We start from the raw sequence: 26,953 nt of genomic DNA on the forward strand, positions 1-26,953 counted from the left end.
GCTTTCTCCCGATAAAAAAAGCGCCTGAATGGCGCTGCAGGTGATGATGCTACGCTTCCTGCGTTAGCTGATGCTGTTTTCGTCCTTCCTTGTTCGTCCCAGCAGGCTCAATGCTGCATCTCTCGCCGGTTTTTCGCAATACAACACCTGATAAATCTGCTCGGTGATCGGCATTTCCACACCAAAACGTGCAGCCAATGCTTTGACTTCTTTGGTGTTTCTGTACCCTTCTACAACTTGTCCGATAATGCGTTGCGCGCTATCTACATCTTCGCCCTGGCCCAGCATCATGCCAAAACGACGATTTCGTGACTGATTATCGGTACAGGTCAGCACCAGATCGCCCAGACCCGCCATACCCATAAAGGTAGTGGAATCGGCACCCAGCGCTGCGCCCAGCCGGCTCATTTCAGCCAGACCACGGGTGATCAGTGCAGTTCGCGCGTTCGCGCCAAAACCAATTCCGTCGGACATACCAGCACCGATAGCAATCACGTTTTTTACCGCGCCGCCCAGCTGTACGCCGATGAAATCAGGATTGTTATAAACGCGGAAGCTTTTACCGCAGTGCAGCTTCTGCTGCAGGTCGTCAGCAAACTGCGCATCCGTGGCGGCCAGCGCGATGGCCGTCGGTAATCCTGCCGCCAGCTCTTTCGCAAAGGTCGGCCCGGAGATCACGGCCAGCGGAATGGCATCGCCTACGATTTCACGTGCCACGTCCTGCAACAGACGGCCCGTCTCTTTTTCCAGCCCTTTGGTCGCCCAGACAATACGTGAGTCTGGCCGCAGATGAGGTTTAATCTGCTGCAGCACATCGCCAAACACATGACTCGGCACCACGATTAATAAATCGCGGCTGGCGGTAATGGTTTTGGTCAGATCAGGCTCAAGGGAGAGGTTATCGGGAAACGGGACATCGGGCAGGAAAGCAGTGTTGCAGCGGTCAGTCTGAAGTTGCGCCAGATGCGCCGGGTTATGTCCCCACAACAGCACCGGGTGGCCGTTACGGGCCAGCGTAATCGCCAAAGCGGTGCCGTAGGAACCGGCACCGATGACGCTAATCGAAGCGTGAGTTGTCATCAGGCATCCTGATGTGGTTCAGCACCTTCTTCACCTTGTTGCTGCTGCAGGTAGTTCATGAACAGCGCATCAAAGTTAACCGGTGCCAGGTTCAGCTGCGGGAAGGTACCACGTGATACCAGGCTGGTAATGCATTCGCGTGCGTATGGGAACAGAATGTTCGGGCAGTATGCACCCAGGCAATGTGCCATCTGCGTTCCTTCGATACCGCTGATGGTGAAAATACCGGCCTGCTGAACTTCACACAGGAAAGCGGTCTCTTCGCCCACAGTTGCGGTTACAGTCACACGAAGTACCACTTCGTAAACTTCGTCAGCCAGCTGAGAAGATGCAGTATCCAGGTCCAGCTTAACGTCCGGTTCCCACTCTTTCTGGAAAACCTGCGGGGCATTTGGCGCTTCAAAGGAGATATCTTTAGTGAATACGCGCTGAATCTGGAACTGCATTTCGTTGGTGTTGTGTTCTGACATGTGACCAAATCCTATATATGAGGTTGTCCGGCGTAAAATTACGCCTGCAGTAAGGGATCTAAACCTTCGCGATTATCGAGTGCGAATAAGTCATCGCAGCCGCCAATGTGCTGCGCATCAATAAAAATCTGAGGCACGGTGGTACGACCGCTACGCTTGATCATCTCTTCGCGCTTCGCCATATCGCCATCAATGGGGATTTCCTGAAACGAAACACCTTTTTGCGTTAACAGCGCCTTCGCACGATGGCAGTAAGGACAGGTGGCCTTGGTATACATTTCAACATTTGCCATGATCAGCACCTCTGTAAGATTATTTACCGCGAACTAACGGCAGATTTTCGCCGCTCCAGCCACTGATACCCTCTTTCAGCACTGAAACCTGCTCAAAGCCTGCCGCGCTTAGATGTGCAGCAGAATCGCCTGCGCTTTGTCCGGTTGCACACACCACAATTATGGGCTGCGCTTTATGCTTTGCCAGTTCGTCGAGGTTGCCTTTTTTAATCTCAGCGGCTGCCACATTCAGCGCACCTGAAATATGCCCCCTGCGGAAATCGTCGCGCGAACGCACGTCTACTACTACCGCGTCCTCTTTATTAATCAGGCGGGTGGCTTCACCGCGGCTGATCGTTTTTACCTTAGAGAACATTCCTTTAACGGTAGTCACAATCACCATAACGAGTAAAACGACCCATGCCAGACTCAGGATGGGGTGATTGCTTGCAAACTGCATAATTTCTTGCATGAGGGGTAACGACTCCAGACCGGGCTAATAAGCTAAAACAAGGGTTCTGAGTATACCTGCGCCACTTCGCATGTACAGATGCTATGCGGCCAGAGTATCGATTTGTGCTCCATTTTCCAAAAAAAGTGGCTGAAAGGCAAAAATGGCGTAAGGGTTAATCCATGTCATGGCGAAAGTGGACATAACTGGAAAAGCAAATGCCCGCTGGCAGCACTGGTAAGCGGCGGTTCATCGTGGAATAATCATTGGCCTATGAAGGGAAAAACAACCGTTTCGCACACAAGGACCCGTCCCAACGGCGATAACCTGCCGTTGTTCACACACCTGTCCAGCCTCTCCCTTAGTCTGCTTTGTGCGGGAGCACTGTTGTTGCCTGCCGTTGTTCACAGTGCAGAAGACAGTAAATCTCAGTTGCAATCCATTCAGCAAAACATTGCTGCAAAAGAGAAAAGCGTTAAAGCGCAGAAATTGCAGCGCAGCAAACTGCTGGATCAGTTGCAGAGCCAGGAAAAGATCATTGCTCAGGCAAGTCGTCAGCTGCGAGATACCCGCAATAGTCTCACTGCCCTGAATGATGAGATGAAACAACTCGCCACCTCCATCGCCCGGCTTGAAAAACAGCAAACCCGCCAGGAAAACCTGCTTTCTGAGCAACTTGATGCGGCATTTCGTCAGGGTCAGCACAGCGGCGTGCAGCTTCTGATGGGCGGTGAAGAGAGCCAGCGCAGTGAGCGTATTCTGGCCTATTTCGGCTATCTGAACGCTGCCCGCCAGAAAAGTATCGAATCGCTGCAAAAAACGCGACAGGATTTAGACCAGCAACGCGCCTCGCTGGAGCAGAAGCAGCAGCAGCAGAAAGAGTTATTAGCGCAGCAGCAGGGGCAGCAGCAGAAGCTGCAACAGGCGAGCGACGCGCGTAAAAAGACCCTGACGTCACTGGAAAGCGCGCTGGAAAAAGATCAGGCCGATCTGGTCGAGATGCGCCAGAACGAAAGCCGTCTGCAGGATAAGATCGCCCGGGCGGAACGTGAGGCGCGCGAGCGCGCAGCTCGTGAAGCCCGCGAGGCGGAAAAAGTGCGTCAGCGTCAGGCGCAGGCGAAAGCCAAAGGCTCCAGCTATCAGCCGACTCAGAGCGAACGTGAACTGGTAGCCCGCACGGGTGGACTGGGGCGCGCGGGCGGACAGGCGTTGTGGCCGGTGCGCGGACGCATTGAACATCGCTTTGGTGAACAGCTGCAGGGTGAACTGCGCTGGAAAGGACTGGTGATTGATGCGCGGGAAGGCACCGAGGTGAAAGCGATTGCCGATGGTCGTGTGCTGATGGCCGACTGGTTGCAGGGCTACGGTCTGGTGGTGGTGCTGGAGCACGGCAAAGGTGATATGAGCCTGTATGGCTACAACCAAAGTGCGCTGGTGAGCGTGGGTACGCAGGTGAAGGCAGGACAGCCTATAGCACTGGTGGGCACCAGTGGTGGCCGCGGTACCCCGTCGCTCTATTTTGAAATCCGACGTCAGGGACAGGCCGTCAATCCACTCCCGTGGTTAGGAAAATAAGTTTTGCTGCAACGTCGAAAAATCTCCGTTCTGTTGAGCGCCTTACTGTTCAGCTATGCTGCACAGGCGGGCAAACTGGCCATTGTCATCGATGATGTCGGCTATCGCCCTGCCGAAGAGAACAAAGTCCTGCAGATGCCGCAGGCCATTTCAGTGGCGGTCTTGCCCAACGCACCCCATGCGCATGAGATGGCGACTAAAGCACATCAGAGTGGTCATGAAGTCCTGATCCATCTGCCGATGGCGCCGCTCAGCAAACAGCCGCTGGAAAAAGATACCTTAACGCCGGAGATGAGCAGTGAAGAGGTTACCCGCATCATGCGTAATGCGGTTAACAACGTGCCTTATGCCGTCGGTCTGAACAACCATATGGGCAGCAGGATGACCTCAAGCCTGCCCGGCATGCAGAAAGTGATGCAGGCGCTGAACCACTACAATCTCTACTTCCTGGATAGCATGACCATCGCTAACAGTCAGGCGATACCTGCCGCGCAGGGTACCCAGGTCAAGGTGTTAAAACGCCGGGTATTCCTTGATGACAGCCAGGATATTAACGCCATTCGCCAGCAGTTCAGCCGGGCGGTGAAGCTGGCGCAGCGCGACGGTTATGCGATTGCCATTGGCCATCCCCATCCGACTACCGTTCGGGTGCTGCAGCAGATGTTACCCACGCTGCCAGCCGACATTACGCTGGTTCGCCCCAGCCAGCTGCTGAACGAATCACTGCGAAGCGGCTCACCGACGCCTGCCGCTCCGGCAAAACCGGTGCCACCACGCTTCCAACCTGCCGGCCTGTGTAAAGCGAAACAGCCACTGGCACCGGTTCCGGCGACCCGAGCCTTAGCGGTAATCGCTGAAAGTGTGAATCACAGCCCACTGTTTACCACGCTAAAAAATCTCTTCTGATTTGCTATGAATGCTAAGTCTCAGGCTTAGCGTTCATTTATACGCAGAAATTACTATAATCCAGGGTCGGACAATAACGGGCTGTGCGGAAACAGTGATAGGGATGACGATAAATAAACAAAAAATCCTGCTGCTGGATAACGGCAGAGAGTGGGGCGGCGGCACCAACAGTATGCTGGAGCTGCTGAAACGTATCGATCGTCAAAAATTTGATATCACCTGCTGCTTCTACCACAACTACAGCCGTGGTAACGACGAAACGATTGAGGCCACGCTGAATGCGCTGGCCATTCCGGTCTTTTTTATTCCGCAAATCAAACAGCCACGCTGGGCAAAACTTGTTAAAGAAGCCGTGCGGGCGCTGCTGTTTTTCAACAAAAAGCTTAAGAAGCGTGTTATCGACGAGATTGATACGCGCTGGCGAATTATGCCTAATGCCAGCAAAATTAATTCCCTGCTGCAGTTGGGTAACTTCGACACGCTCTATATGAATAACCAGCCCAGTACTAATGTGGAAGGTTATCTGGCCGCGCGCAGCCTTGACGTTGCGGTGGTTCAACACTGCCGTATCGATCCGGTTCTGGAACCGCGGCTGGTCAGCATGGTGAATCAGGATTGCCAGGCTGTGATTGCCGTATCTCAGGGCGTCAATAACACCCTGCGTCGCCATGGTATCGATGCGGAACGCTGTTTTACCGTCAGTAATGCCATCGACGTTCACCAGACTCTGCCCGACCGCCTTGAAGTCCGCCAGCGTTTCAAACTCTCCCCTTCGACCTTCGTATTTGGCACTATCGGCTCTCTGATATTGCGCAAATCTAATCACCATATCCTGCAGGCGCTGGGCCGTTTTAAACGCGCCAATCCCGATGCAGACTGGCGGATGGTGATTGTCGGCGCAGGTCCGGAACTTCAGCATCTGCTGCAACTTGCGACTGCAGAGAACATCCAGCATCACGTGGTTTTTACGGGCTTTCAGAACAATGCTCTCGATTACCTCACGGCTTTTGATGCGTTTATTCTGGCCTCACGCAGTGAAGGCTTACCCCGGGTTGTGCTGGAGGCGATGCTGGTAAATACCGCCGTTGTGGGCTCCCGTGTGGTCGGCACTGCCGAATTGATCAGTCATGACGAAACCGGGCTGCTGTTTGATTATGGCAACGTGGTACAACTGACCCAGCACCTGACCGCACTATGGCAGGATGCGGATTTGCGTCAACGCCTGATCAATGCGGCAGCGAAACGCGTACGTGAACAGTACGCCATTGAAACCTATATCAGCGGCGTCGAGAATATTCTGCAAAGCGTCGCCAAAAAGAAACCTCATGCTTAATTTTTTAAATCCCCGTTACCGCCATATCAGTGCGCGCCATAACCTGCCTTATTCGCAAAAAGAGGTTCAGGGCACTGTGCCGGTCACGTCTGTCGTGATTCCCTGCACCGGCGCGGACTATATTGAAGAGGCTTTGCTAAGTGCCGATTTTGCGGCACGTTTCGCGACGGAGGCAAAAGAGGTCGTGATTGTCAGCGATCAGCCAGCGCACGCCTTTGGTAACCTGCCCGCTAAAACCCGCGTGGCGACGCTGGATGTGCCGCACCGGGAAGAGAGTTATCGCTATAAGCAGATCTATCGCAGTCGTTTGATCAAATTGCAGGCGCCCTTGCAGGCAGAAGGCGACGGTATTCTGATGATCGATTCCGACCTCAATCTGCTTAAGATGCCGCAGATCATGATGAAGCCGGACCATCTCTATTCCAGCTTCCGTCAGGGGAAAATGATTGCCAAGCTGGACGGTGCGCCGCAAGAGGCGATTCCCGCCTACTATCCGCACAGTATCCGGCCTTATCTGGTGGACCACGTGAATGGCGCTTACCTGGCTGCCACCCGTGAAGTCTGGCAGCGTATTTCGCCACTGTGGCTGACGCTGTTTAATGACACCTGGAATTTAATGAACGACAGCCAGCCGCCGACCGATCAGCTGCCGCTCGCGGTGTTGCTGGATATGCTGGATATTAAAACCGTCAATCTGGGCGAATGGGCTAACTGGCCGGTCTCCAAGAAAATCGGTGGTCAGTCAGCAGTCATCTCGCCGGAAGTGGTTGGCGCGCATGGCGGCTTTCCGCTGTCGGAATGGCAAAAATACCTTGCTGACCCGCAGCAGCCGCTGAACTTCAAAGGCCAGGACTACACGCGCAAAGTGCGCTACCTGACCGACGAAGAGAAGAAGCAAAGCTAATCCTGCGGCCGCCGTGCCAGCGGCCGTTGTTTTAATCCCAGCTTAGTATCACTTTCCCCGAGCGTCCTGAACGCATCTCATCAAAGCCCTGCTGGAAATCGTCGATACCGTAGCGATGCGTAATGACCGGCGTTAAATCGAGACCGGACTGAATCAGCGCCGCCATTTTGTACCAGGTTTCAAACATCTCACGGCCATAAATGCCTTTGATAAAAAGCCCCTTGAAGATCACCTGATTCCAGTCGATCGCCATTTCACCCGGCGGGATACCCAGCAGTGCGATCCGCCCACCGTGATTCATCACCTCCAGCAGTGAACGGAAGGCAGGAGGCGCGCCCGACATCTCCAGTCCGACATCAAATCCTTCCGTCATCCCCAGCGAGTGCATCACGTCCCGCAGATCTTCATTCGCCACATTGACCGCACGTGTGACGCCCATTTTCCGCGCCAGTGCCAGGCGATACTCATTGATGTCCGTGATCACCACATTGCGTGCGCCGACGTGGCGACAGACTGCAGCGGCCATGATGCCGATTGGACCTGCACCCGAGATCAGGACATCCTCGCCGACCAGGTCGAACGAGAGAGCGGTATGCACTGCGTTGCCGAACGGATCAAAGATTGCCGCCAGTTCATCGGAAATATTGTCAGGAATTTTAAATGCATTAAAGGCGGGGATGACCAGATACTCCGCAAAGCAGCCCTGACGGTTAACGCCCACACCCATCGTGTTACGGCATAAATGAGTGCGTCCGGCGCGGCAGTTGCGACAGTGTCCACAGGTAATGTGCCCCTCGCCCGAAACCCGATCTCCAATCGTAAAGCCTTTCACTTCCTGTCCAATCGCGACCACTTCACCTACATACTCATGCCCGACAATCATCGGCACCGGAATGGTTTTGCGCGACCAGTCATCCCAGTTGTAGATATGAACATCGGTGCCGCAGATGGCGGTTTTACGGATCTTAATCAGCAGATCGTTATGCCCTGGCTCAGGAACCGGGGCATCGGTCACCATCCAGATGCCCGCTTCCTTCTTCAGTTTGGCGAGTGCTTTCATGACGGACTCCTCAGGCGATGACGCCCAGTTGTTTGCCGATGCGGGTAAAGGCCGCCACCGCACGCTCCAGCTGTTGCTGGGTGTGCGCCGCAGAGATCTGGGTGCGGATGCGTGCCTGACCTTTTGGCACCACCGGATAGAAGAAACCGGTCACGTAGATGCCTTCCTGTTGCAGCAGGCGGGCAAACTCCTGGGCAACACTGGCTTCACCCAGCATCACCGGGATAATGGCGTGATCGGCCCCCGCCAGCGTAAAGCCTGCCGCCGTCATCTGCTCGCGAAAGTAACGGGCGTTGTCCCACAGACGCTGACGCAGTCCGTCACCTTCACTGAGCAGATCCAGCACCCGCAGCGAGGCGGCCACAATGGCCGGCGCCAGCGAGTTAGAGAACAGATAGGGACGGGAACGCTGACGCAGCCACTCCACCACTTCGGCCTTTGCTGCGGTGTAGCCACCGGACGCGCCGCCGAGTGCTTTCCCGAGCGTGCCGGTAATGATGTCGACCCTGCCCATGACGTCGCAATATTCATGGGTGCCGCGTCCGGCGTTCCCGACAAAACCCACCGCATGGGAATCATCTACCATCACCAGCGCGGAGAATTCATCGGCCAGATCGCAGATGGCGGGCAGATTTGCAATCACCCCATCCATTGAGAAGACGCCATCGGTGGCGATCAGGATATGACGGGCACCTTTATCGCGTGCTTCCTGCAGACAGATCCGCAGCTCTGCCATGTCATTATTGGCATAGCGATAACGCTGCGCTTTGCACAGCCGGACGCCGTCGATAATGGAGGCATGATTCAGCGCATCCGAGATCACCGCATCCTGCGCATCAAGCAGGGTTTCGAACAGACCGCCGTTGGCGTCGAAGCAGGAGGAGTAGAGAATGGCATCCTCCATCCCGAGAAACGCTGCCAGCCGCTTTTCCAGCTGCTTATGGCTGTCCTGCGTGCCGCAGATAAAGCGCACCGACGCCATGCCGAAACCATGCGAATCCATTCCCTCTTTCGCCGCCTGAATCAGCGCCGGATGGTTCGCTAAACCTAAGTAGTTATTGGCGCAGAAGTTAATCACTGCCGGATCGCTGCCAACCGCGATTTCCGTCTGCTGAGCAGAGGTGATGATCCGCTCCTGTTTAAACAGTCCTTCCTGACGTGCATCATCAAGTTGCTGACGAAGTTGTTGATAAAATTGCGCAGGCATCATTGCTCTCCTCAGATGGCAAAAATCTGGCATATCTTACTGAACAGGCCGCTTCTTCACGATAAATCGCCCAACAGAATGTCATTTTTGCAGCATAGTTCACGCCACGACGATGTACGCGTAACGCGTTACAGAGTCATCTGGCTGTCTGCACCCTGATGAAATGTTATGATGTGAGGTATTCGTGTGTGAAACCTCCTGTTTCACCCCACAACGTTGAAGGTAACAACATGATTATCGTAACTGGCGGCGCAGGAATGATTGGCAGCAACATCGTCAAAGCGCTGAACGATCGCGGTCACACCGACATTCTGGTGGTGGATAATCTGAAGGATGGCACCAAGTTTGCCAATTTAGTCGACCTGGATATTGTCGATTACATGGACAAAGAAGAGTTCCTGATGAGCGTGATCGCGGGCGATGATTTAGGCCCGATCGAAGCGGTCTTCCATCAGGGCGCCTGCTCCTCCACCACTGAGTGGGATGGTAAGTATATGATGGAGAACAACTATCAGTATTCCAAAGAGCTGCTGCACTTCTGCCTTGAGCGCGAGATCCCGTTCCTTTACGCCTCTTCCGCAGCCACTTACGGTGGACGCAACGAGAATTTCATCGAAGAGCGCCAGTATGAGCAGCCGCTGAATGTCTATGGCTACTCCAAGATGCTGTTCGACCACTACGTCCGTCAGATGCTGCCGGAAGCGAACTCGCCGGTGTGCGGCTTCCGCTATTTCAACGTCTACGGCCCGCGCGAAGGCCACAAAGGCAGCATGGCCAGCGTTGCCTTCCATCTGAACACGCAGATCAGCAACGATGAAAATCCAAAACTGTTTGAAGGCAGCGATGGCTTTAAACGTGATTTCATCCACGTTGATGATGTGGCAGAAGTGAATCTGTGGTGCTGGGAAAATGGCGTCTCCGGAATCTATAACTGTGGTACAGGCCGCGCCGAATCCTTCCAGGAAGTGGCTGATGCGGTACTGAAGTTCCACCAGAAAGGTCAGATCGAGTACATCCCGTTCCCGGAAAAACTCAAAGGACGCTATCAGGCTTATACCCAGGCCGATCTCACTAAATTGCGTGCTGCCGGTTACGACAAGCCCTTTAAAACGGTGGCGCAGGGCGTCGCTGAATATATGGTCTGGCTGAACCGCAACGCATAAAGGAAGCTGCTCCGGCGATGAAAATTCTGGTAATCGGCCCGTCGTGGGTCGGCGATATGATGATGTCGCAAAGTCTCTATCGCACACTCAAGGCCGAACATCCGGATGCAGTGATTGATGTGATGGCACCGGCATGGTGCCGTCCGTTGCTGTCACGCATGCCGGAGGTGAATCAGGCGCTGGCGATGCCGCTCGGGCATGGCGCACTGGAGATTGGTGAGCGTCGCCGGCTGGGGAAAGTGCTGCGCGCCAGTCACTACGACCGTGCTTATGTGCTGCCTAACTCCTTTAAGTCGGCGCTGGTCCCCTTCTTTGCCGGAATAAAACGCCGCGTCGGCTGGCGCGGTGAAATGCGCTATGGCCTGCTGAACGATTTGCGGGTGCTGGATAAAACCGCGTTTCCACTCATGGTTGAGCGCTACATTGCGCTGGGCTACGACACACCGGTTGCCTCGGCGGCGCAGCTGCCACAGCCGCTGTTGTGGCCAAAGCTGCAGGTTGAAGAGCAGGAAAAGATTGAAACCGCCGCACAGTTTCAGCTGGCGGCAACCCGTCCGATCATCGGTTTTTGTCCGGGTGCCGAATTTGGTCCGGCCAAACGCTGGCCGCACTATCACTACGCCACGCTGGCCCGTCAGTTGATTGCTGAAGGCTTCCAGATTGTGCTGTTTGGCTCCGCCAAAGATCGCCCGACCGGCGACGAGATTATCGCTGCGCTGCCAGAAGATGCACGCGGCCACTGCCGTAATCTGGCCGGTGAAACCCAGCTGGAGCAGGCAGTGATTCTGCTGGCGCAATGCCGGGCCGTGGTCAGTAACGATTCCGGCCTGATGCATATTGCTGCGGCGCTGGACCGTCCGCTGGTGGCGCTCTATGGGCCGAGCAGCCCTGACTTTACGCCGCCGCTTGCAAAACAGGCGCGTATTATTCGCCTGATTACCGGCTATCACAAAGTGCGTAAAGGCGATGCCGACCAGGGCTATCACCAGAGCCTGATCGATATTCAGCCTGAGCGCGTACATCAGACGCTGAGCGAACTGCTCGCACCACAGGAGGTGCCATGCACGTCCTGATTGTTAAAACCTCTTCAATGGGCGATGTACTGCATTCACTGCCGGCACTGACCGATGCGATGCATGCTATCCCCGGCATCCGTTTCGACTGGGTGGTGGAAGAGAACTTCGCGCAGATCCCTGGCTGGCATCCTGCGGTCGATAAGGTGTTACCGGTCGCAATCCGCCGCTGGCGCAAACACTGGTTTGGCAGTCAGCAGCGTGAAGAGCGAGTGCTGTTTAAGCGCGCGTTACAGTCGCGTGAGTACGATGTCGTCATTGATGCGCAGGGGCTAATCAAAAGTGCCGCGCTGGTTACCCGCTTATCGAAAGGGTTAAAGCACGGGCAGGACAGCCGTAGCGCGCGTGAGCCGTTTGCCAGCTGGTGGTATGACGTCCGCCATGAAGTCAGTAAGCGACAACACGCGGTTGAGCGAACGCGTGAACTGTTCGCCAAAAGCCTGGGCTATGAAAAGCCGCAAAGTCAGGGTGACTACGCGATTGCCGGACACTTTCTGCATCATATGTCCGCTGACGCACATCATTATCTGGTCTTTCTGCATGCCACGACACGTGACAACAAGCACTGGCCGGAATCCCACTGGCGTCAGCTGATTGAGCTGGTGCAGCCCAGCGGGCTGCGGGTGAAATTGCCCTGGGGTGCAGAACATGAGCATCAACGCGCCTTGCGTCTTGCTGAAGGCTTTGAGCATGTTGAGGTGCTGCCTAAGCTGACGCTGGAAGCGATAGCCCAACAGCTGGCGGGCGCACGGGCGGTGGTCTCGGTCGATACCGGATTAAGTCACCTGACGGCGGCACTGGATCGTCCCAACCTCACGCTGTATGGCCCGACCGATCCTGGTTTGATTGGTGGTTATGGGCAGAACCAACAGGCACTGAGCGCCCCGAATCATAATCTGGCGGAGCTGACTGCTGACGCGGTGGCAGAAAAACTTCAGGCTGTTATCAGGGAAAATACGCCATGAACTATGTGCTGATCTATCTGCTGCTGGTGCCTTTGCGGACGGTAATGCGGCTGTTTTACCGTCCAACCGGACGCAGCTTAATCATCCAGACGGCAAAGATAGGTGATTTCATCAATATCACCCCGATGCTGCGCGCCCTGGGTCAGTCTGAACTGCTGATCAGCAAGGCGGTCGAGCCGCTGGCGCGTCACGATGACACGGTCAGCCGCTACTTTCTGATTGAAGATGCTAAACGCAGCTTTTTTGCCAAACTGAAGCTCGCGTTCACGCTGATGAACCGTTATGACAACGTCTATCTGGTACAGCCCAACAGCGTGAACCTGTTTTTCGCCGCGTTATGTAACGCACCGAACAAGCAGTTTCTGCGCACCTATGTGCGTAAGTCCTATCATGCAACCTTCTATCGCAGCGCCAGCGGCATTGTCGACCATAGCAAAACGGATTTAACGCTCGACAGTTATCTGAAACTGATTAACCGTGACTACCGCTATACCGATTTTCCCAAACATGCGACCTCGCCGCTCTTGCAGCCGGCTGAGCCGCCCGCCGCGCTGCGTAATCCGTGCAGCGGTATTAAAATAGGTATCAGTATTTCTGCCGGTAATCGGGCCAAAACCATTCCTGCCAGCATCTGGCAGCAGCTGATGGCGGCGCTGGCTGAGTTGCCCTGTACCTTTTATGTCTTTGGCCCACCGGCTGAGCAACCGTGGCTGGATGAGTTACTGAGCCTGACCGGCCCCAAAGAGAATATCGTCAGCCTGATTGGTGAGCTGAAACTGGAAGAGGTTCCCTGGGCCATTGCGCAGATGGATTTCTATATCGCCTCTGATTCTGGCAATGCGTATATTGCTGATGCCCAGCAGATTCCGGTGATCATGCTTTACGGGCCGTGTGAAGTCAGGGAGCAGCGTCCGGTCAATAACGTGTTGTTTATCGGACCCGATAATATTGCGGCCTCGACGTTCGTTTTTGCTACCCGTTTTAAGTTTGATCAGCCCGCTGAAAAATTATTCGGGCTGGATCATGATAAACTGACTAGAATACAAACGTTTATTACTCATAATCTGGAATAGTAAAGCGTAATGGCAATTACCCCTCTTGCTGATGCCGTTCAGCAAAGTCAGCTGCTGGTCAACACGCTTGCTGACACGGATGATAATCCGGTTCACGTTGCGTTTGGCATCAACCACGCCTATGCGCGTGGCTTGGGCATTACGCTGTTTTCACTTCTCCATCATCATCCTGATACCGCGTTCCACGCCCATATTTTCTCCGATTCCCTGCGTGATGAAGATGTGGAAAAACTGCACTTGCTGGCCACAGGCCACCGTCTGGCGATTACGTTGCATATTTTTAACAGTGCCTGGGTTGATCAGTTGCCTGCTGTGGGTCGCTATCCTAAAAGCATCCACTACCGCTTCCTGATCCCTGAAACTGTGGCGAGCTACAGCGATCGGGTGATCTATATTGATGCTGACACGCTTGTAGTGGGTGACTACTCGCCCCTGTTCGCCCTGGATATCGCGGATTACACGCTGGCGGCCTGTAACGACACACCACGTGCGCGGCAGAACCAGTGCGCAAGGCTGGGGCTGAAGCATCATCACTATTTCAACTCCGGCTTTATGCTGATCAATATTCCGCGCTGGCTCGAAAGGCAGACTACGGCGCGCATTACTGACGTGCTGGTGACGCAGGGCGCAGAGTTTGGTTTTCCCGATCAGGATGCGCTGAATATCGTGCTGGAGAATGAGATTCTGATCCTGCCGGACCGCTATAACTATATTTACGACATCATCGCCAATAAAGTCTGGGATCATACTGCCGTTCCAGCGGACACCGTGATGATTCACTACACCGGTAAATGCAAACCCTGGCATGCCTGGGCGGGCAGCGATCTTGCTCAGCTCTACTACCGCTATTACCAGCGCTCCCCCTGGGCTTCACAACCGCTTGATACACCGAGACATTATAAAGAGATGAAGCGATTTTCCCGCATCAAGTGGCATCAGAAACAGTATGCTGAAAGCATGAGCTGGATGATGAAGTATGTCAGTCTCAAGTTTTTTAAGCAGAGCGAGCAATAGCGCTCTCAGGTTTATCATAATTGATACGGGCGCGGTTATTTCAGCGCCTGACTTTCCCGTCATTTATCCCGCCTGCTGTTTACCACCATTTCTTATAAAAAAGACGCTGAATGAACACCAGCATAATAATCTGTTTACCTGTAAAGCGACTTTGCGTAAAAAAAGCGCATATAGCGCATTATTATTGTCGGGCGTGGTTTTTAGTAAAGCAGGAAAGCTACACCGTCTTATAATCGTTAACTTCCTGATTCCATTCTGCTGATTTGGAAATGATTTATGACGAGGCAATGCCCTTTCGCAGTGAATTCAACGCGGGTGAAGATAGTGTGATGAGTACTTCTCCTTTGCTGAGTATCATTACGCCGATGTTCAATGCGGGCAGCATGTTTGATGAGTTCATGGAGTCTCTGCTGGCGCAGACGCTGGTCTCGCTGGAGATCATCATTGTCGACGACGGTTCAACCGACGGCTCAGGTGAGCGCGCTGACCTGTATGCACAGCAGCACGCTCATATTCGTGTGATTCATCAGGAAAATGGCGGCGTGTCGCGCGCCCGTAACGCCGGTCTGGCGATAGCCCGCGGGAAATATGTCACCTTCCCGGATGCAGATGACACCATGCAGCCCGAGATGTATCAGACGCTGGTAACGATGGCAGAAGCGGACAATCTGGATGCGGCACAGTGCAACGCCGAGTGGTTTTTCAAACACAGCCAGCGGGTAAAACCGCTGATTCCGCTGGACCGTTTGCGCAGCACGCCGGTGCTGAGCGGTGCCGACTGGCTCAATACCGCGCTGAAAACGCATCGTTATATGCATGTGGTCTGGCTGGGGATCTATCGTCGGGAACTGATTGAGCAGCATCAGTTGCAGTTTGAACCGGGCCTGCATCATCAGGATATTCCCTGGACCACCGAGTTTATGCTGCTGGCGAAACGCGTGCGGTATACCGACGCAGTGCTCTATCGCTACTATATGCACGACGCCTCCATCAGCAACCGCAAACGGACCGGCGAGCGCAACGTGGAATATCAGCGTCACTACCTGAAGATTGCGCGGCTGCTGGAAGAGCTAAACACCCGTTATCGTGACCGCGTGAAGATCTACCCGTCGTTTCACTATCAGGTAACGCATGAAGCGCTCAGCGTTTGCCACAGTGTGAGACGTGAGCCTGATGCCCGCGCACGCCAGGCAATCATTGCCGATCTGTTCACGACCGGTACACACCTGCGCATGCTACGTAATGCCCGGGGAATTAAGCAGTGGTATCAGTTGCTGTTATGGCTGGCGCGGCTCTATCGCTGGCGTGATAAATAACCTTTGAGGCTGGCTTTATCCTAAAAAGGGTTTGCCCTACAATCGGTTCACTGAATTCTGAGAACTCTTGTTTATGGCCAGCCTGATTCCAGCAAACTTCTCTCCAAAAAATATATTACTGATTAAGCTGCGCCATCATGGTGACATGCTGCTCACAACGCCCGCCATCAATGCGCTTCATGAGCGTTATCCGCAGGCCAGCATCGACGTATTGCTCTATCAGGAAACGCGTCCGATGCTGGAAGCGCATCCGGCCATCCGCCATTTGCACGTCATCGATCGCAAATGGAAGCAGGAGGGCACCTGGCGCAAGCTGGGCCATGAGCGTGCATTAATTCGCGCCGTGCGCGACGCCCATTATGATCTGGTGATCAATCTGGCCGATCAGTGGCGCGCTGCCCAGATTACCCGTCTCTCTGCGGCACCCGTTCGCATCGGTTTTGCCTATAAAAAACGCGATAACGTGCTGTGGCGATGGTGTCACAACTGCCTGGTCCCCACACACAATCACAGCAAACTGCATACCGTTGAGCAGAATATGTCGGCGCTGGCGCCCCTCGGCATCAGCAGCGATGGCGCACGCGTCTCAATGCACTACAGCGACGCTGATCGGCAAATCGTGCTGGCCCGACTGGCGGAACATCATATTACCGCGCCCTATATTGTGGTGCAGCCGACCTCACGCTGGGGCTTTAAATGCTGGGAAGAGGAGAGCGTTGCAGCCACACTTGATCAGCTGGCGCAGACGGGCCGCAAAGTGGTGCTGACCGCCGGGCCGGACAAGCAGGAGCTGGCGATGATTAACCGCATTCGCGCGCTCTGTGTATCAAAGGATGTGGTTTCGCTGGCGGGTCAGTTCACGCTGCCGCAGCTGGCGGCATTGATCGATCATGCCCGTCTGTTTATTGGCGTCGACTCTGCGCCGATGCATATGGCTGCTGCGCTTGAAACCCCCTGCATTGCGCTGTTTGGCCCGACCAAGTTGCAGCACTGGCGGCCCTGGGGTGACAACAATCAGGTTATCTGGGCGGGCGATTATGGCCCGCTGCCCTCACCCGATTCCATCGACACCAAAACTGACCAGCGTTATCTCTCGGCCATTCCGGTAACGGATGTGGTCGCGGCAGCGAGGAGCTACCTGAATGAGTAAGTTACGGCTGGCGATTGTCCGGCAGAAATATCGTCCGGATGGCGGTGCTGAACGTTTTATCTCACGCGCGCTGGAGGCGCTGGGCAGCGAAAAGCTCGATCTCAACATCATTACCCGCAGCTGGCAGGGCACGCCCAACCCAGACTGGCATCTGCATATCTGTAATCCGGCAAAGCTAGGCCGGGTCTCCCGTGAGCGCGGTTTTGCCCGGGCAGCACGCGCCTGCTGGGAGCGCGAAAAGTTTGATATTGTACAAAGCCATGAGCGCATCGCGGGCTGTGACATTTTCCGTGCGGGTGATGGCGTGCATCGCGTGTGGCTGGAACAGCGCGCCCGCATCGTGTCATCCTGGCAACGGCTGAGTGCTGCACTCAGTCCTTATCACCGCTATGTTCTGCAGGCGGAAGCGGAGATGTTCAACTCTCCGACGCTGAAAGCGGTGATCTGTAATTCAGAGATGGTTAAGCGCGATATCCTGCGCTGCTTTTCGCTCGACGCCGGAAAAATCCATGTCATTCATAACGCTATCGATGCCAGCCGTTTCCAGCCCGCCACGGAAGCAACCCGTCGCGCCACCCGACAGCAGCTATCACTGCCCGATGCCGCGACCGTACTGATTTATGTCGGCTCCGGCTTTGAGCGCAAAGGACTGAAAGCGGCGATACAGGCGCTGGCTGCCAGCGATCGTTATCTGATTGTGGTGGGCCAGGATAAACAATTACAACGTTATCAGCAGCTGGCAAACCAGCTTCACTGCCTGGACCGCCTGCGCTTTGTCGGCGTACAGCAGAATGTGCAGCCGTTCTATCACGCGGCGGATGGCCTGTTGCTGCCCACGCTCTATGATCCCTTTCCGAATGTGGTGCTGGAGGCGATGGCCTGCGGCTTACCGGTAATTACCAGCACCGGTTGCGGTGGCGCGGAATTTATTACTGCTGGTCAGGAAGGCTTCGTCTGTGATGCCTTGGATATCAATGGCTTAAATGAGGCAATTAACGCCATACCGGCACTTTCCGTCGATTCACGAATGGGTGACGCGGCACGGCGAAAAATTGAGCTTTATGGTCCACAACGGCTGGCGCAGGCGCTGACTTCGCTTTATCAGCAGGTAGTGAGTAGCAACTGACAATGTGGGATGAGTGCATGCAGGGTTTCTGATACCATGCCGCCATCTCATTTTAATCTGTTTTTAGACGCGAACCTGCTGTAACGGTAACTATGACGACCATTTACACCGCATTGCTCTACTTCATTCAGCCACTGATCTGGCTGCGCCTGTGGCTGCGCGGTCGTAAAGCGCCTGCCTATCGCAAACGCTGGGCAGAACGCTATGGCTATTGTGTCGGCAAAGTGAAGCCTGACGGCATTGTGCTGCACTCGGTCTCTGTGGGTGAAACGCTGGCCGCGATTCCGCTGGTGCGCGCACTGCGTCATCGTTACCCGACCCTGCCGATTACCGTCACCACCATGACGCCAACTGGTTCTGAGCGGGCGCAATCTGCTTTTGGCAAAGATGTGCATCACGTCTATCTGCCTTATGATCTGCCAGGTTCGATTAATCGTTTTCTGGATACGGTTAATCCACGATTGGTGATCATCATGGAAACGGAGCTGTGGCCGAACATTATCCGCATTCTGCACCAGCGTAACATTCCGCTGGTGATCGCCAATGCCCGCCTCTCGGCCCGCTCCGCCAAAGGCTATCGCAAGCTGGGTAAATTTATGCGCCAGCTGTTGCAGAGCATCACGCTGATTGCGGCACAGAATACGGAAGATGGCGACCGCTTCCTGAGTCTGGGCCTGAAACGTTCACAGCTGGCGATTACCGGCAGCCTGAAGTTTGATATTTCCGTGACGCCAGAACTGGCCGCCAGAGCGGTAACACTGCGTCGCCAGTGGGCGCCGCGTCGCCCGGTGTGGATTGCCACCAGCACGCACGAAGGCGAAGAGGCCATCGTGCTGGATACCCATCGTCGCCTGCTGCAGACGTTTCCGGATCTGCTGCTGATTCTGGTTCCCCGCCATCCTGAACGCTTTAACGATGCGCGCGAACTGACGCAGGAACGCGGCTTCAGCTTTATCCTGCGCAGCAGCGGTGAGATCCCTTCGGGTTCCACGCAGGTGGTCATCGGCGACTCAATGGGTGAACTTATGCTGCTTTACGGCATCGCCGATCTGGCGTTTGTCGGCGGCAGCCTGGTTGAGCGGGGCGGACACAACCCGCTGGAACCCGCGGCCCATGCCCTTCCGGTGCTGATGGGGCCTCACATCTGGAACTTCAAAGATATCTGCAGCAAGTTGCAGGAAGGCCAGGGTCTGATCACCGTCACCGACGTGATTTCACTGGAAAAAGAGGTCACCAACCTGTTACAGGATGATGATTACCGCCGTTATTACGGACGCCATGCGGTAGACGTACTGCACCAGAACCAGGGTGCGCTTCAGCGTCTGCTACAGTTACTCGAACCGCATCTGCCACCACGGGCCCACTAATGTCAGCACGCCAGCGTCTTTCTGTGGTGATGATCGCCAAAAATGAAGCGGAGCTGCTGCCGGCTTGTCTGGCCTCAGTCAGCTGGGCCGACGAAATTATTGTGCTGGATTCTGGCAGCAGTGACGACAGTGTTGAGATCGCCACGCAGGCTGGGGCGCAGGTCTATAAAAGTGATGACTGGCAGGGCTATGGCATTCAGCGCCAGCGCGCACAGGGCTATGCCACCGGCGACATGATTCTGATGATCGATGCAGATGAGCGTGTTTCACTCGAACTGCGTGCCGCGATTGAGCAGGTGCTGGTCGCCCCACCCAGCCGCACGGTTTACAGCCTGGGCCGCAGTAATCTGTTTCTCGGCCGCTTTATGCGCCACAGTGGCTGGTATCCCGACCGCGTGATGCGTCTCTATCCACGCACCTTCCATTACAATGACAATCTGGTGCATGAATCACTGCAGAGTGACGGCGCACCGGTGGTGGCGTTGCCTGGCGCTCTGGAACATCTGACCTGCCGCGATTTAATCGCCTTTCAGCGCAAACAACTGGCCTATGCTGAAGCCTGGGCCACGGAACGTCACCAGCGCGGTAAGCGTTGCGGCCTCTTTTCTGTGTTCAGCCATACGCTGGGCGCGTTTGTTAAAACGTTGCTGCTGCGTGCCGGTTTTCTCGACGGCAAACAGGGCTGGATTCTGGCGGTGGTCAACGCGCAATATACCTTCAATAAATATTCAGCCCTCTGGGCGCTGAATCACGCTTCGGCAAAAGGGCGAGTATGACCACTAAAGCCATCTATCCCGGTACGTTTGATCCTGTAACGCTCGGTCATCTCGACATCGTGACGCGGGCAGCGCAGATGTTTGATCAGGTGATTCTGGCCATTGCTGCCAGCCCCAGTAAAAAACCGATGTTCAGCCTGGATGAGCGCGTGGCGCTGGCCGGTCAGGTGGTGGCCCATCTGCCGAACGTTGAGGTGATCGGCTTCAGCGACCTGATGGCAAATTTCGCCCGTGACCAGCAGGCGAATGTGCTGGTCCGTGGTTTACGTGCGGTGTCAGATTTTGAATATGAAATGCAGCTGGCGCAGATGAATCGTCACCTGCTGCCAACGCTGGAGAGTGTGTTCCTGATGCCGTCTGAAGGCTTTTCGTTTATCTCCTCTTCGCTGGTCAAAGAGGTGGCGCGTCACAGCGGCGATGTTTCCGCCTTTCTGCCCGCGCCTGTGCATCAGGCACTGCTGGCTAAACTGGCTTAATGCTGGCAGTTGGGGCACCAGTAGGTGCTGCGCTGCCCGTGCCTGCCGCTGATAATCGGCGTACCGCATGCCCGGCAGGGTTCACCGGCCCGGCCATAAACCTGCAACTGCTGGGCAAAATAGCCAGGTTTGCCGTCGGTCTGTAAAAAGTCACGCAGCGTAGTACCGCCCTGTTCAATTGAACGTAACAGCACCGCTTTAATGGTGTTGACCAGCAGCTCCGCTTCAGCCTGTGACAGACTTCCTGCGGCACGATCGGGAAGGATCCCGGCGGTAAACAGTGACTCACTGGCGTAAATGTTGCCCACGCCCACCACCACTTTGTTATCCATCAGCCACTGCTTGATGAGCGTCCGTTTGCCACGTGACTTATCAAACAGGTAAGTACCGTCAAACTGGTCGCTAAGCGGCTCAGGCCCAAGATGTGCCAGCACGCTGCTGCCCGTCAGATCGCTGCTCCAGAGCCAGGCACCAAAGCGGCGCGGGTCGGTGTAACGCAGTACTTTGCCGTTGCTCATCACCAAATCAACATGGTCATGCTTCGCTGCTGGCAGCTCTTCGGAAAGCACCCGCAGGCTGCCCGACATGCCCAGGTGGATAATAATCCAGCCATGCGGCAGTTCCAGCAGCAGATATTTCGCCCGACGCTGCACGCTAAGCACCGGCTGATCGCTTAGCGCCAGGATCTCCTGCGAAACAGGCCAGCGCAGACGTGAATTACGCACCACGGCGTGAAGAATGGTTTCACCGACCAAATGCGGCTCGATACCGCGGCGGCTGGTCTCAACCTCTGGCAACTCTGGCATACCTTCTCCTCAGCGTTTTACACAAACAAAAAACCCGGCCGGAGCCGGGTTTTTAGCAGAACACTAAAATTACTTAATTTTAGCTTCTTTGTAGATCACATGCTGACGTACAACCGGATCGAACTTTTTCAGTTCCAGCTTCTCTGGTTTAGTACGTTTGTTCTTCGTGGTGGTATAGAAGTGACCTGTACCAGCAGAGGAAACCAGCTTGATCTTCTCACGAATACCTTTAGCCATGATTCAGTTCCTTAGTACCTTAGTACTTCTCACCACGGGCACGCATGTCGGATAAAACCGTATCAATGCCCTTTTTATCAATAATGCGCATACCTTTAACAGATACACGCAGAGTAACGAAGCGCTTCTCGCTCTCAACCCAAAAACGGTGTGAGTGCAGGTTCGGAAGGAAACGGCGTTTCGTCGCGTTCATTGCGTGGGAACGGTTGTTACCCGTTACCGGACGCTTTCCAGTTACCTGGCAGACTCGTGACATGTCTATATCTCCAAAAATCAAATCAGCTCGAGCTTTAAAAATTAGGTTTTGGCCGCCTCGTCAGGCTTGCAGCCCGCCAGGCGAGTTCCATGGAACCCGCTAAGCTGGCCTAACCGCCAAACCCGAGATTCTCAAAGGTGGCGTAGTATACGCCGCTCAGCCCAAGTGCTCAAGTCCCGAACAGATAAAGATCCCGAATGATCGGGCAAAAAGCCGCCACCTGGCGCGAATTTTCCCTGAATCAGAGCCATCCCCGCTCAGCAAAGGAGACATATTCGCCATGGCCAATCACCAGATGATCGAGCAGACGGATGTCGAATAGCTGACAGGCTTCGCTGACTTTATGGGTCACTTCACGGTCAGCACGGCTCGGTTCCGCCATCCCCGACGGATGATTATGCGCCAGTATCAGGGCGGCTGCGTTGAGCTTCAGCGCTTCCCGGACGATCTCGCGGGGGTGAACTTCCACGCTATTAATGGAGCCAGAGAACATATTTTGTGCCCGCAGCACCCGATGCTGATTATCCAGAAACAGGGCCATAAAGATCTCCCGCTCCTGGTGGGCTAACAGACTTTGCAGATACTGGCGTGTAATCTGTGGATTTTCCATCACGCTTTCGCGCGCCAGCTTACTGGCGAAAAAGCGCTTCGCCAGTTCGGCAATCGCGTGCAGTTGCGCCAGCTTGGCATCACCGACCCCTTTAATTTTGCAAATTGCCGCTTTGTCTGACGTCATGAGCTGATAAAGCGAGCCAAATCCCTCCAGCATCTGCCCGGCCAGCTCAAGGACGTTCTGCCCCGGCGAGCCGGTGCGGAGAAAGATGGCCAGCAGTTCGGTATCGCTGAGCGAATGCGCGCCCAGTTTTTGCAGTTTTTCCCGTGGTCCCTTGATTTTCATCTTTGCTCTCCCTGAGATGCGCCTAAGAGTGGCCCATCCTGAAGCGTACCGCTATCAGTGGCGCATCAATCTTCGAGGCAGCTCGCAAACGCAGTTGGTGAAAAGGCGCGTACACGCTTTTGTGATAAAGTCCGTGCATTCGCCGCCGCGGGCGGCAGAGAGCTTAGTGAGGCCAACATCATGATGGGATTAGTCGGCAAAAAAATTCTTCTTGGCGTGAGTGGCGGTATCGCTGCTTATAAAGCACCTGAGCTGGTGCGTCGCCTGCGCGACCGCGGCGCTGATGTCCGCGTAATGATGACGGAGGGGGCAAAGGCCTTTATTACTCCGCTCAGCCTGCAGGCCGTTTCAGGCTATCCGGTGTTTGACGATCTGCTTGATCCGGCAGCGGAAGCGGCGATGGGTCATATTGAACTGGCAAAATGGGCCGACCTGATTGTGCTGGCACCGGCCACTGCCGACCTGATTGCCCGTATCACTGCCGGTATGGCAAACGATCTGGTGACCACCGCCGTCTTAGCGACGGCCTCACCCGTAGCGGTAGTGCCCGCCATGAATCAGCAGATGTATCGTGCGGCGGTGACCCAGTACAACCTGCATACGCTGCATGAGCGTGGCGTGCTGATCTGGGGGCCGGACAGCGGCAGCCAGGCCTGCGGTGATGTCGGGCCGGGCCGGATGCTTGACCCGCTGGTGATTGTTGACCATGCGGTGCAGTGGGCGGCGCCCGTCAACGATCTGCAACATCTCAACATTATGATAACCGCCGGTCCAACCCGTGAGGCCCTGGACCCGGTGCGCTACATCTCGAATCACAGCTCCGGCAAAATGGGCTTTGCGATTGCCGCCGCTGCTGCCAGGCGTGGCGCACAGGTAACGCTGGTCAGTGGTCCGGTCAGCCTGGCGGCACCAGCGGGTGTGCGGCGCATTGATGTTACCAGCGCCCTGGAGATGCAGGCCGCCGTCATGAGCGAGATAGATAAACAACATATTTTCATTGCAAGCGCAGCCGTGGCAGACTACCGGGCAGCCGATATTGCGGCCGATAAAATCAAGAAACAGGGCGGCGATGATAACGTCACGCTGAACCTGGTAAAGAATCCCGATATTGTTGCCGGGGTCGCCGCACTTCAGGAAAACCGGCCATTTGTGGTTGGATTTGCTGCTGAAACACAGAATGTGGAAGAATACGCCCGGCAAAAACAGGTGCGCAAGAATCTGGACCTGATCTGCGCTAATGATGTCGCTAAAGCCGGACAGGGATTTAATAGCGACACCAATGCTCTTCACCTTTTTTGGCAGGATGGAGAAAAACGCTTACCGCTCAGCGATAAGTCTCTCCTTGGCCAACAATTAATAGACGAGATTGTCAGCCGTTATGATGAAAAAAATAGACGTTAAAATTCTGGATGCGCGTGTCGGCAAAGAGTTTCCACTGCCGACCTACGCCACGTCAGGTTCCGCTGGGTTAGATTTACGCGCCTGTATTGATGAGGTGCTCGACATCGCACCAGGCACAACCACGCTGGTCCCGACCGGTCTGGCGATTCATATCGCCGACCCCGATCTGGCCGCTGTGATCCTGCCGCGCTCCGGTCTTGGCCATAAACACGGCATCGTGCTGGGCAACCTGGTCGGGTTGATTGACTCCGACTATCAGGGACAGCTGATGGTGTCGGTCTGGAATCGCGGCCAGGAAAGTTTCTCTCTGCAACCCGGCGATCGCATGGCACAACTGGTCTTTGTACCGGTGGTACAGGCGGAATTTAACCTGGTCGACGATTTCGACGCTAGCCTGCGCGGCGAAGGCGGCTTCGGCCACTCAGGTCGCCAGTAACCCGCATTACCGACTTTCACTTACGCCCGTTATTTTTCCTCATCGCCATGGGACGCGTTCCTGTGGCAGATGCGTAGGTGTTGCCTGTTTTTAGGTGAATTTCAGGGGTTTTTAAGGTCATGGCAGAAAAAAAAGTCGCGAAGCGGAACCGTCGCGAAGAGATTTTGCAGGCGCTGGCACAGATGCTGGAGTCAGGTGATGGCAGTCAGCGCATTACCACCGCCAAGCTGGCAGCCACGGTAGGCGTTTCCGAAGCGGCGCTGTATCGTCACTTCCCCAGTAAGACACGCATGTTCGATAGCCTGATTGAGTTTATCGAAGACAGTCTGATTACCCGCATCAATCTGATCCTCAAAGATGAAAAAGAGACCATGACGCGCCTGCGTCTGATCGTGCAACTGATTCTGGGATTTGGTGAGCGTAATCCGGGACTGACGCGCATCCTGACCGGCCATGCGCTGATGTTCGAGCAGGACCGGCTGCAGGGACGTATTAATCAGCTGTTTGAGCGGATTGAAGTGCAACTGCGTCAGGTGATGCGTGAACGGAAAATGCGTGAGGGCGAAGCTTTTCAGGCTGATGAGGCGTTACTGGCAAGCCAGCTGCTGGCTTTCTGTGAAGGTTTACTGTCGCGCTATGTCCGTTCTGAGTTTCGTTTCAGTCCCACCGCAGACTTTGAGGCTCGCTGGCCGCTGATGGCCGCCCAGCTGGTGTAAAGAGTCAAAGAAGGCGGGCATCATGCCCGCCTCTGTTAAATCCCGTACGCTTTCTGATAGGCACGAACCTGAGCCAGATGATCGGCCATCTCCGGCTTCTCTTCCAGCCAGCTAATCAGGTCGGCCAGTGTGATAATGGCGGTCACTTTGCAGCCGTAATCACGTTCCACTTCCTGAATCGCCGACATCTCTCCACGTCCACGCTCCTGACGATCAAGCGACACCAGCACGCCTGCCAGGGTAGCGTTGTGCGCACCGATAATATCCATCGACTCACGAATCGCTGTACCTGCCGTGATCACATCGTCCACCAGCATCACTTTGCCCTGCAGCGGGCTGCCCACCAGCAGGCCGCCTTCACCGTGATCTTTGGCTTCTTTGCGGTTGAAGCAGTAGGGCACATCGCGGTCATGATGGTCCGCCAGCGCCACCGCCGTGGTGGTCGCAATCGGAATGCCTTTATAGGCCGGGCCGAACAGCAGATCGAAATCGACAGCGCCATCCACCAGCGCCTGCGCGTAGAAGCGTCCCAGCAGCGCTAAATCCCGTCCGCTGTTAAACAGACCAGCATTAAAGAAATAGGGGCTTTTACGCCCTGACTTTAAAGTGAACTCACCGAACTTCAGCACCTGCTTGTTCAGGGCGAATTCAATAAACTGACGCTGCCAGGCTTTCATTTCTCACTCCTCAAATAAAGAAAAGGCGACCCTGAGGTCGCCTGTTACATCAATTTTCCAGCGCTGCTTTCTGCGCCTGAATCAATTCCTCAATGCCGCCACGTGCCAGCGCCAGTAGCGTCAGCAGCTCTTCATGGCTGAACGGTTCGCCCTCAGCGGTGCCCTGCACCTCGATCATGCGACCATCTTCCATCATCACGACGTTCATGTCGGTTTCTGCCGCGGAGTCCTCAACGTACTCCAGATCGCACAGCGCTTCGCCTTTAACGATACCTACTGAAATCGCCGCGACCATGCCCTTCATTGGATTGGCTTTCAGCTTGCCGCTGGCCACCAGCTTGTTCAGCGCATCGGCCAGCGCCACGCAGGCGCCGGTAATTGACGCGGTGCGGGTGCCGCCATCGGCCTGAATGACGTCACAGTCGAGCGTAATGGTAAATTCACCCAGCGCTTTAAGATCAACCGCGGCGCGCAGTGAACGGGCGATCAGACGCTGAATCTCCAGCGTACGGCCACCCTGCTTGCCTTTTGCGGCTTCACGCGCCATACGACTGTGGGTAGAACGCGGCAGCATGCCATATTCAGCCGTGACCCAGCCCTGGCCCTGGCCTTTAAGGAAACGCGGAACCCCTTCGTCTACGGAGGCAGTGCAAAGCACTTTCGTTTCGCCGAATTCCACCAGAACGGAACCCTCTGCGTGTTTGGTGTAATTGCGGGTCAATGTGACTGGACGCACCTGTTGTGCGCTACGGCCTGCTGGACGCATGGG

At 55.2% G+C, this 26,953-nt stretch carries 30 protein-coding genes; 18 read left to right on the forward strand and 12 right to left on the reverse strand.

What is annotated here, in order from left to right; translation table 11 throughout:
* Positions 1-63 precede the first annotated feature (63 nt).
* The 4 genes from gpsA to IBT54_RS19035 are packed head-to-tail and all read right to left on the reverse strand — an operon-like array spanning position 64 to position 2,294.
* Positions 64-1,080 carry an NAD(P)H-dependent glycerol-3-phosphate dehydrogenase gene (gene gpsA / locus IBT54_RS19020; RefSeq protein WP_013359487.1) on the reverse strand — a complete coding sequence of 339 codons (1,017 nt, stop codon included), beginning with the start codon at positions 1,078-1,080 and terminating at the stop codon, positions 64-66.
* Positions 1,080-1,550 carry a protein-export chaperone SecB gene (secB, locus tag IBT54_RS19025; RefSeq protein WP_010258229.1) on the reverse strand — a complete coding sequence of 157 codons (471 nt, stop codon included), beginning with the start codon at positions 1,548-1,550 and terminating at the stop codon, positions 1,080-1,082. The genes gpsA and secB overlap by 1 nt, the downstream gene beginning before the upstream one ends.
* A 38-nt stretch (positions 1,551-1,588) precedes the next feature.
* Complete coding sequence (gene grxC, locus IBT54_RS19030) at positions 1,589-1,843, reverse strand: glutaredoxin 3 (RefSeq protein ID WP_008926942.1); 255 nt, start codon at positions 1,841-1,843, stop codon at positions 1,589-1,591.
* Between the two features lie 19 nt (positions 1,844-1,862).
* On the reverse strand, positions 1,863-2,294 hold the full coding sequence (locus IBT54_RS19035) for a rhodanese-like domain-containing protein (protein ID WP_013359488.1): 432 nt from the start codon (positions 2,292-2,294) through the stop codon (positions 1,863-1,865).
* Positions 2,295-2,546: 252 nt separating this feature from the next.
* On the opposite strand from IBT54_RS19035, the gene envC reads away from it, so the two are divergent.
* The 4 genes from envC (at position 2,547) to IBT54_RS19055 (ending at position 6,991) form a co-directional block, all read left to right on the forward strand.
* Positions 2,547-3,848 carry a murein hydrolase activator EnvC gene (gene envC, locus IBT54_RS19040; protein ID WP_033784296.1) on the forward strand — a complete coding sequence of 434 codons (1,302 nt, stop codon included), beginning with the start codon at positions 2,547-2,549 and terminating at the stop codon, positions 3,846-3,848.
* 3 nt (positions 3,849-3,851) lie between these two features.
* Positions 3,852-4,754 (forward strand): divergent polysaccharide deacetylase family protein, encoded by a 903-nt coding sequence (locus IBT54_RS19045; RefSeq protein WP_013359490.1) that lies wholly within the window; start codon positions 3,852-3,854, stop codon positions 4,752-4,754.
* A 103-nt stretch (positions 4,755-4,857) separates the two neighbouring features.
* Positions 4,858-6,087, forward strand: a complete 1,230-nt coding sequence (locus IBT54_RS19050) for a glycosyltransferase (RefSeq protein ID WP_013359491.1) — start codon at positions 4,858-4,860, stop codon at positions 6,085-6,087.
* Positions 6,080-6,991 (forward strand): hypothetical protein, encoded by a 912-nt coding sequence (locus tag IBT54_RS19055; RefSeq protein ID WP_201252751.1) that lies wholly within the window; start codon positions 6,080-6,082, stop codon positions 6,989-6,991. The genes IBT54_RS19050 and IBT54_RS19055 overlap by 8 nt, the downstream gene beginning before the upstream one ends.
* A 31-nt stretch (positions 6,992-7,022) precedes the next feature.
* Here IBT54_RS19055 and tdh read toward each other — a convergent pair whose 3' ends face one another.
* Positions 7,023-8,051, reverse strand: coding sequence for an L-threonine 3-dehydrogenase (gene tdh / locus IBT54_RS19060; protein ID WP_013359493.1), 1,029 nt, complete (start codon positions 8,049-8,051; stop codon positions 7,023-7,025).
* Positions 8,052-8,061: 10 nt separating this feature from the next.
* Positions 8,062-9,258, reverse strand: a complete 1,197-nt coding sequence (locus IBT54_RS19065) for a glycine C-acetyltransferase (RefSeq protein WP_107319156.1) — start codon at positions 9,256-9,258, stop codon at positions 8,062-8,064.
* Positions 9,259-9,488: 230 nt separating this feature from the next.
* Here IBT54_RS19065 and rfaD point away from each other — a divergent pair, with 230 nt between their 5' ends.
* The 11 genes from rfaD (at position 9,489) to coaD (ending at position 20,757) form a co-directional block, all read left to right on the forward strand.
* Positions 9,489-10,421 carry an ADP-glyceromanno-heptose 6-epimerase gene (rfaD, locus tag IBT54_RS19070; protein ID WP_033734492.1) on the forward strand — a complete coding sequence of 311 codons (933 nt, stop codon included), beginning with the start codon at positions 9,489-9,491 and terminating at the stop codon, positions 10,419-10,421.
* 17 nt (positions 10,422-10,438) lie between these two features.
* Complete coding sequence (gene rfaF, locus IBT54_RS19075; protein ID WP_033784299.1) at positions 10,439-11,494, forward strand: ADP-heptose--LPS heptosyltransferase RfaF; 1,056 nt, start codon at positions 10,439-10,441, stop codon at positions 11,492-11,494.
* A complete protein-coding gene (gene rfaC / locus IBT54_RS19080; protein ID WP_201252752.1) occupies positions 11,482-12,459 on the forward strand; it encodes a lipopolysaccharide heptosyltransferase RfaC in 978 nt (325 codons plus the stop codon). The genes rfaF and rfaC overlap by 13 nt, the downstream gene beginning before the upstream one ends.
* Positions 12,456-13,532 carry a glycosyltransferase family 9 protein gene (locus tag IBT54_RS19085; RefSeq protein WP_201252753.1) on the forward strand — a complete coding sequence of 359 codons (1,077 nt, stop codon included), beginning with the start codon at positions 12,456-12,458 and terminating at the stop codon, positions 13,530-13,532. The genes rfaC and IBT54_RS19085 overlap by 4 nt, the downstream gene beginning before the upstream one ends.
* Before the next feature lie 9 nt (positions 13,533-13,541).
* Complete coding sequence (locus tag IBT54_RS19090; protein WP_201252754.1) at positions 13,542-14,546, forward strand: glycosyltransferase family 8 protein; 1,005 nt, start codon at positions 13,542-13,544, stop codon at positions 14,544-14,546.
* Between the two features lie 329 nt (positions 14,547-14,875).
* On the forward strand, positions 14,876-15,862 hold the full coding sequence (locus tag IBT54_RS19095) for a glycosyltransferase (protein ID WP_236263513.1): 987 nt from the start codon (positions 14,876-14,878) through the stop codon (positions 15,860-15,862).
* Positions 15,863-15,935: 73 nt separating this feature from the next.
* Positions 15,936-17,012, forward strand: a complete 1,077-nt coding sequence (gene rfaQ / locus IBT54_RS19100) for a putative lipopolysaccharide heptosyltransferase III (protein ID WP_061061129.1) — start codon at positions 15,936-15,938, stop codon at positions 17,010-17,012.
* Positions 17,005-18,138 carry a glycosyltransferase family 4 protein gene (locus tag IBT54_RS19105; RefSeq protein WP_201252755.1) on the forward strand — a complete coding sequence of 378 codons (1,134 nt, stop codon included), beginning with the start codon at positions 17,005-17,007 and terminating at the stop codon, positions 18,136-18,138. The genes rfaQ and IBT54_RS19105 overlap by 8 nt, the downstream gene beginning before the upstream one ends.
* A 92-nt stretch (positions 18,139-18,230) precedes the next feature.
* Positions 18,231-19,505 (forward strand): lipid IV(A) 3-deoxy-D-manno-octulosonic acid transferase, encoded by a 1,275-nt coding sequence (gene waaA / locus IBT54_RS19110; RefSeq protein ID WP_013359504.1) that lies wholly within the window; start codon positions 18,231-18,233, stop codon positions 19,503-19,505.
* On the forward strand, positions 19,505-20,281 hold the full coding sequence (locus IBT54_RS19115; protein WP_201252756.1) for a glycosyltransferase family 2 protein: 777 nt from the start codon (positions 19,505-19,507) through the stop codon (positions 20,279-20,281). The genes waaA and IBT54_RS19115 overlap by 1 nt, the downstream gene beginning before the upstream one ends.
* The gene (gene coaD / locus IBT54_RS19120) at positions 20,278-20,757 is read left to right on the forward strand and encodes a pantetheine-phosphate adenylyltransferase (RefSeq protein WP_033784308.1); all 480 of its coding nucleotides are present in this window, start codon (positions 20,278-20,280) and stop codon (positions 20,755-20,757) included. Before IBT54_RS19115 ends, coaD begins: the two co-directional genes overlap by 4 nt.
* Here the strand turns inward: coaD and mutM are convergent.
* The 4 genes from mutM to radC form a co-directional block, all read right to left on the reverse strand.
* Complete coding sequence (mutM, locus tag IBT54_RS19125; protein ID WP_013359507.1) at positions 20,754-21,563, reverse strand: bifunctional DNA-formamidopyrimidine glycosylase/DNA-(apurinic or apyrimidinic site) lyase; 810 nt, start codon at positions 21,561-21,563, stop codon at positions 20,754-20,756. The genes coaD and mutM overlap by 4 nt on opposite strands.
* A gap of 69 nt (positions 21,564-21,632) precedes the next feature.
* Entirely contained in the window at positions 21,633-21,800 is a 168-nt protein-coding gene (gene rpmG, locus IBT54_RS19130) for a 50S ribosomal protein L33 (protein ID WP_001051798.1), read from the reverse strand.
* A 19-nt stretch (positions 21,801-21,819) separates the two neighbouring features.
* Entirely contained in the window at positions 21,820-22,056 is a 237-nt protein-coding gene (rpmB, locus tag IBT54_RS19135) for a 50S ribosomal protein L28 (protein WP_013359508.1), read from the reverse strand.
* Between the two features lie 241 nt (positions 22,057-22,297).
* Complete coding sequence (gene radC, locus IBT54_RS19140; protein ID WP_095706496.1) at positions 22,298-22,954, reverse strand: DNA repair protein RadC; 657 nt, start codon at positions 22,952-22,954, stop codon at positions 22,298-22,300.
* A 180-nt stretch (positions 22,955-23,134) separates the two neighbouring features.
* On the opposite strand from radC, the gene coaBC reads away from it, so the two are divergent.
* The 3 genes from coaBC (at position 23,135) to slmA (ending at position 25,507) form a co-directional block, all read left to right on the forward strand.
* Positions 23,135-24,355 carry a bifunctional phosphopantothenoylcysteine decarboxylase/phosphopantothenate--cysteine ligase CoaBC gene (gene coaBC, locus IBT54_RS19145; protein ID WP_201252757.1) on the forward strand — a complete coding sequence of 407 codons (1,221 nt, stop codon included), beginning with the start codon at positions 23,135-23,137 and terminating at the stop codon, positions 24,353-24,355.
* Positions 24,333-24,791 (forward strand): dUTP diphosphatase, encoded by a 459-nt coding sequence (gene dut, locus IBT54_RS19150; RefSeq protein ID WP_013359511.1) that lies wholly within the window; start codon positions 24,333-24,335, stop codon positions 24,789-24,791. The genes coaBC and dut overlap by 23 nt, the downstream gene beginning before the upstream one ends.
* Before the next feature lie 119 nt (positions 24,792-24,910).
* Positions 24,911-25,507 (forward strand): nucleoid occlusion factor SlmA, encoded by a 597-nt coding sequence (slmA, locus tag IBT54_RS19155; protein WP_033734520.1) that lies wholly within the window; start codon positions 24,911-24,913, stop codon positions 25,505-25,507.
* 35 nt (positions 25,508-25,542) lie between these two features.
* Here the strand turns inward: slmA and pyrE are convergent, their stop codons facing one another.
* Together pyrE and rph are read right to left on the reverse strand one after the other, a co-directional pair.
* On the reverse strand, positions 25,543-26,184 hold the full coding sequence (gene pyrE / locus IBT54_RS19160) for an orotate phosphoribosyltransferase (RefSeq protein ID WP_003851333.1): 642 nt from the start codon (positions 26,182-26,184) through the stop codon (positions 25,543-25,545).
* A gap of 49 nt (positions 26,185-26,233) precedes the next feature.
* A complete protein-coding gene (rph, locus tag IBT54_RS19165; RefSeq protein WP_003851334.1) occupies positions 26,234-26,950 on the reverse strand; it encodes a ribonuclease PH in 717 nt (238 codons plus the stop codon).
* Positions 26,951-26,953: the final 3 nt, after the last annotated feature.

This window comes from Pantoea sp. S62 (genome assembly GCF_016658625.1).
Classification (GTDB): domain Bacteria; phylum Pseudomonadota; class Gammaproteobacteria; order Enterobacterales; family Enterobacteriaceae; genus Pantoea; species Pantoea vagans.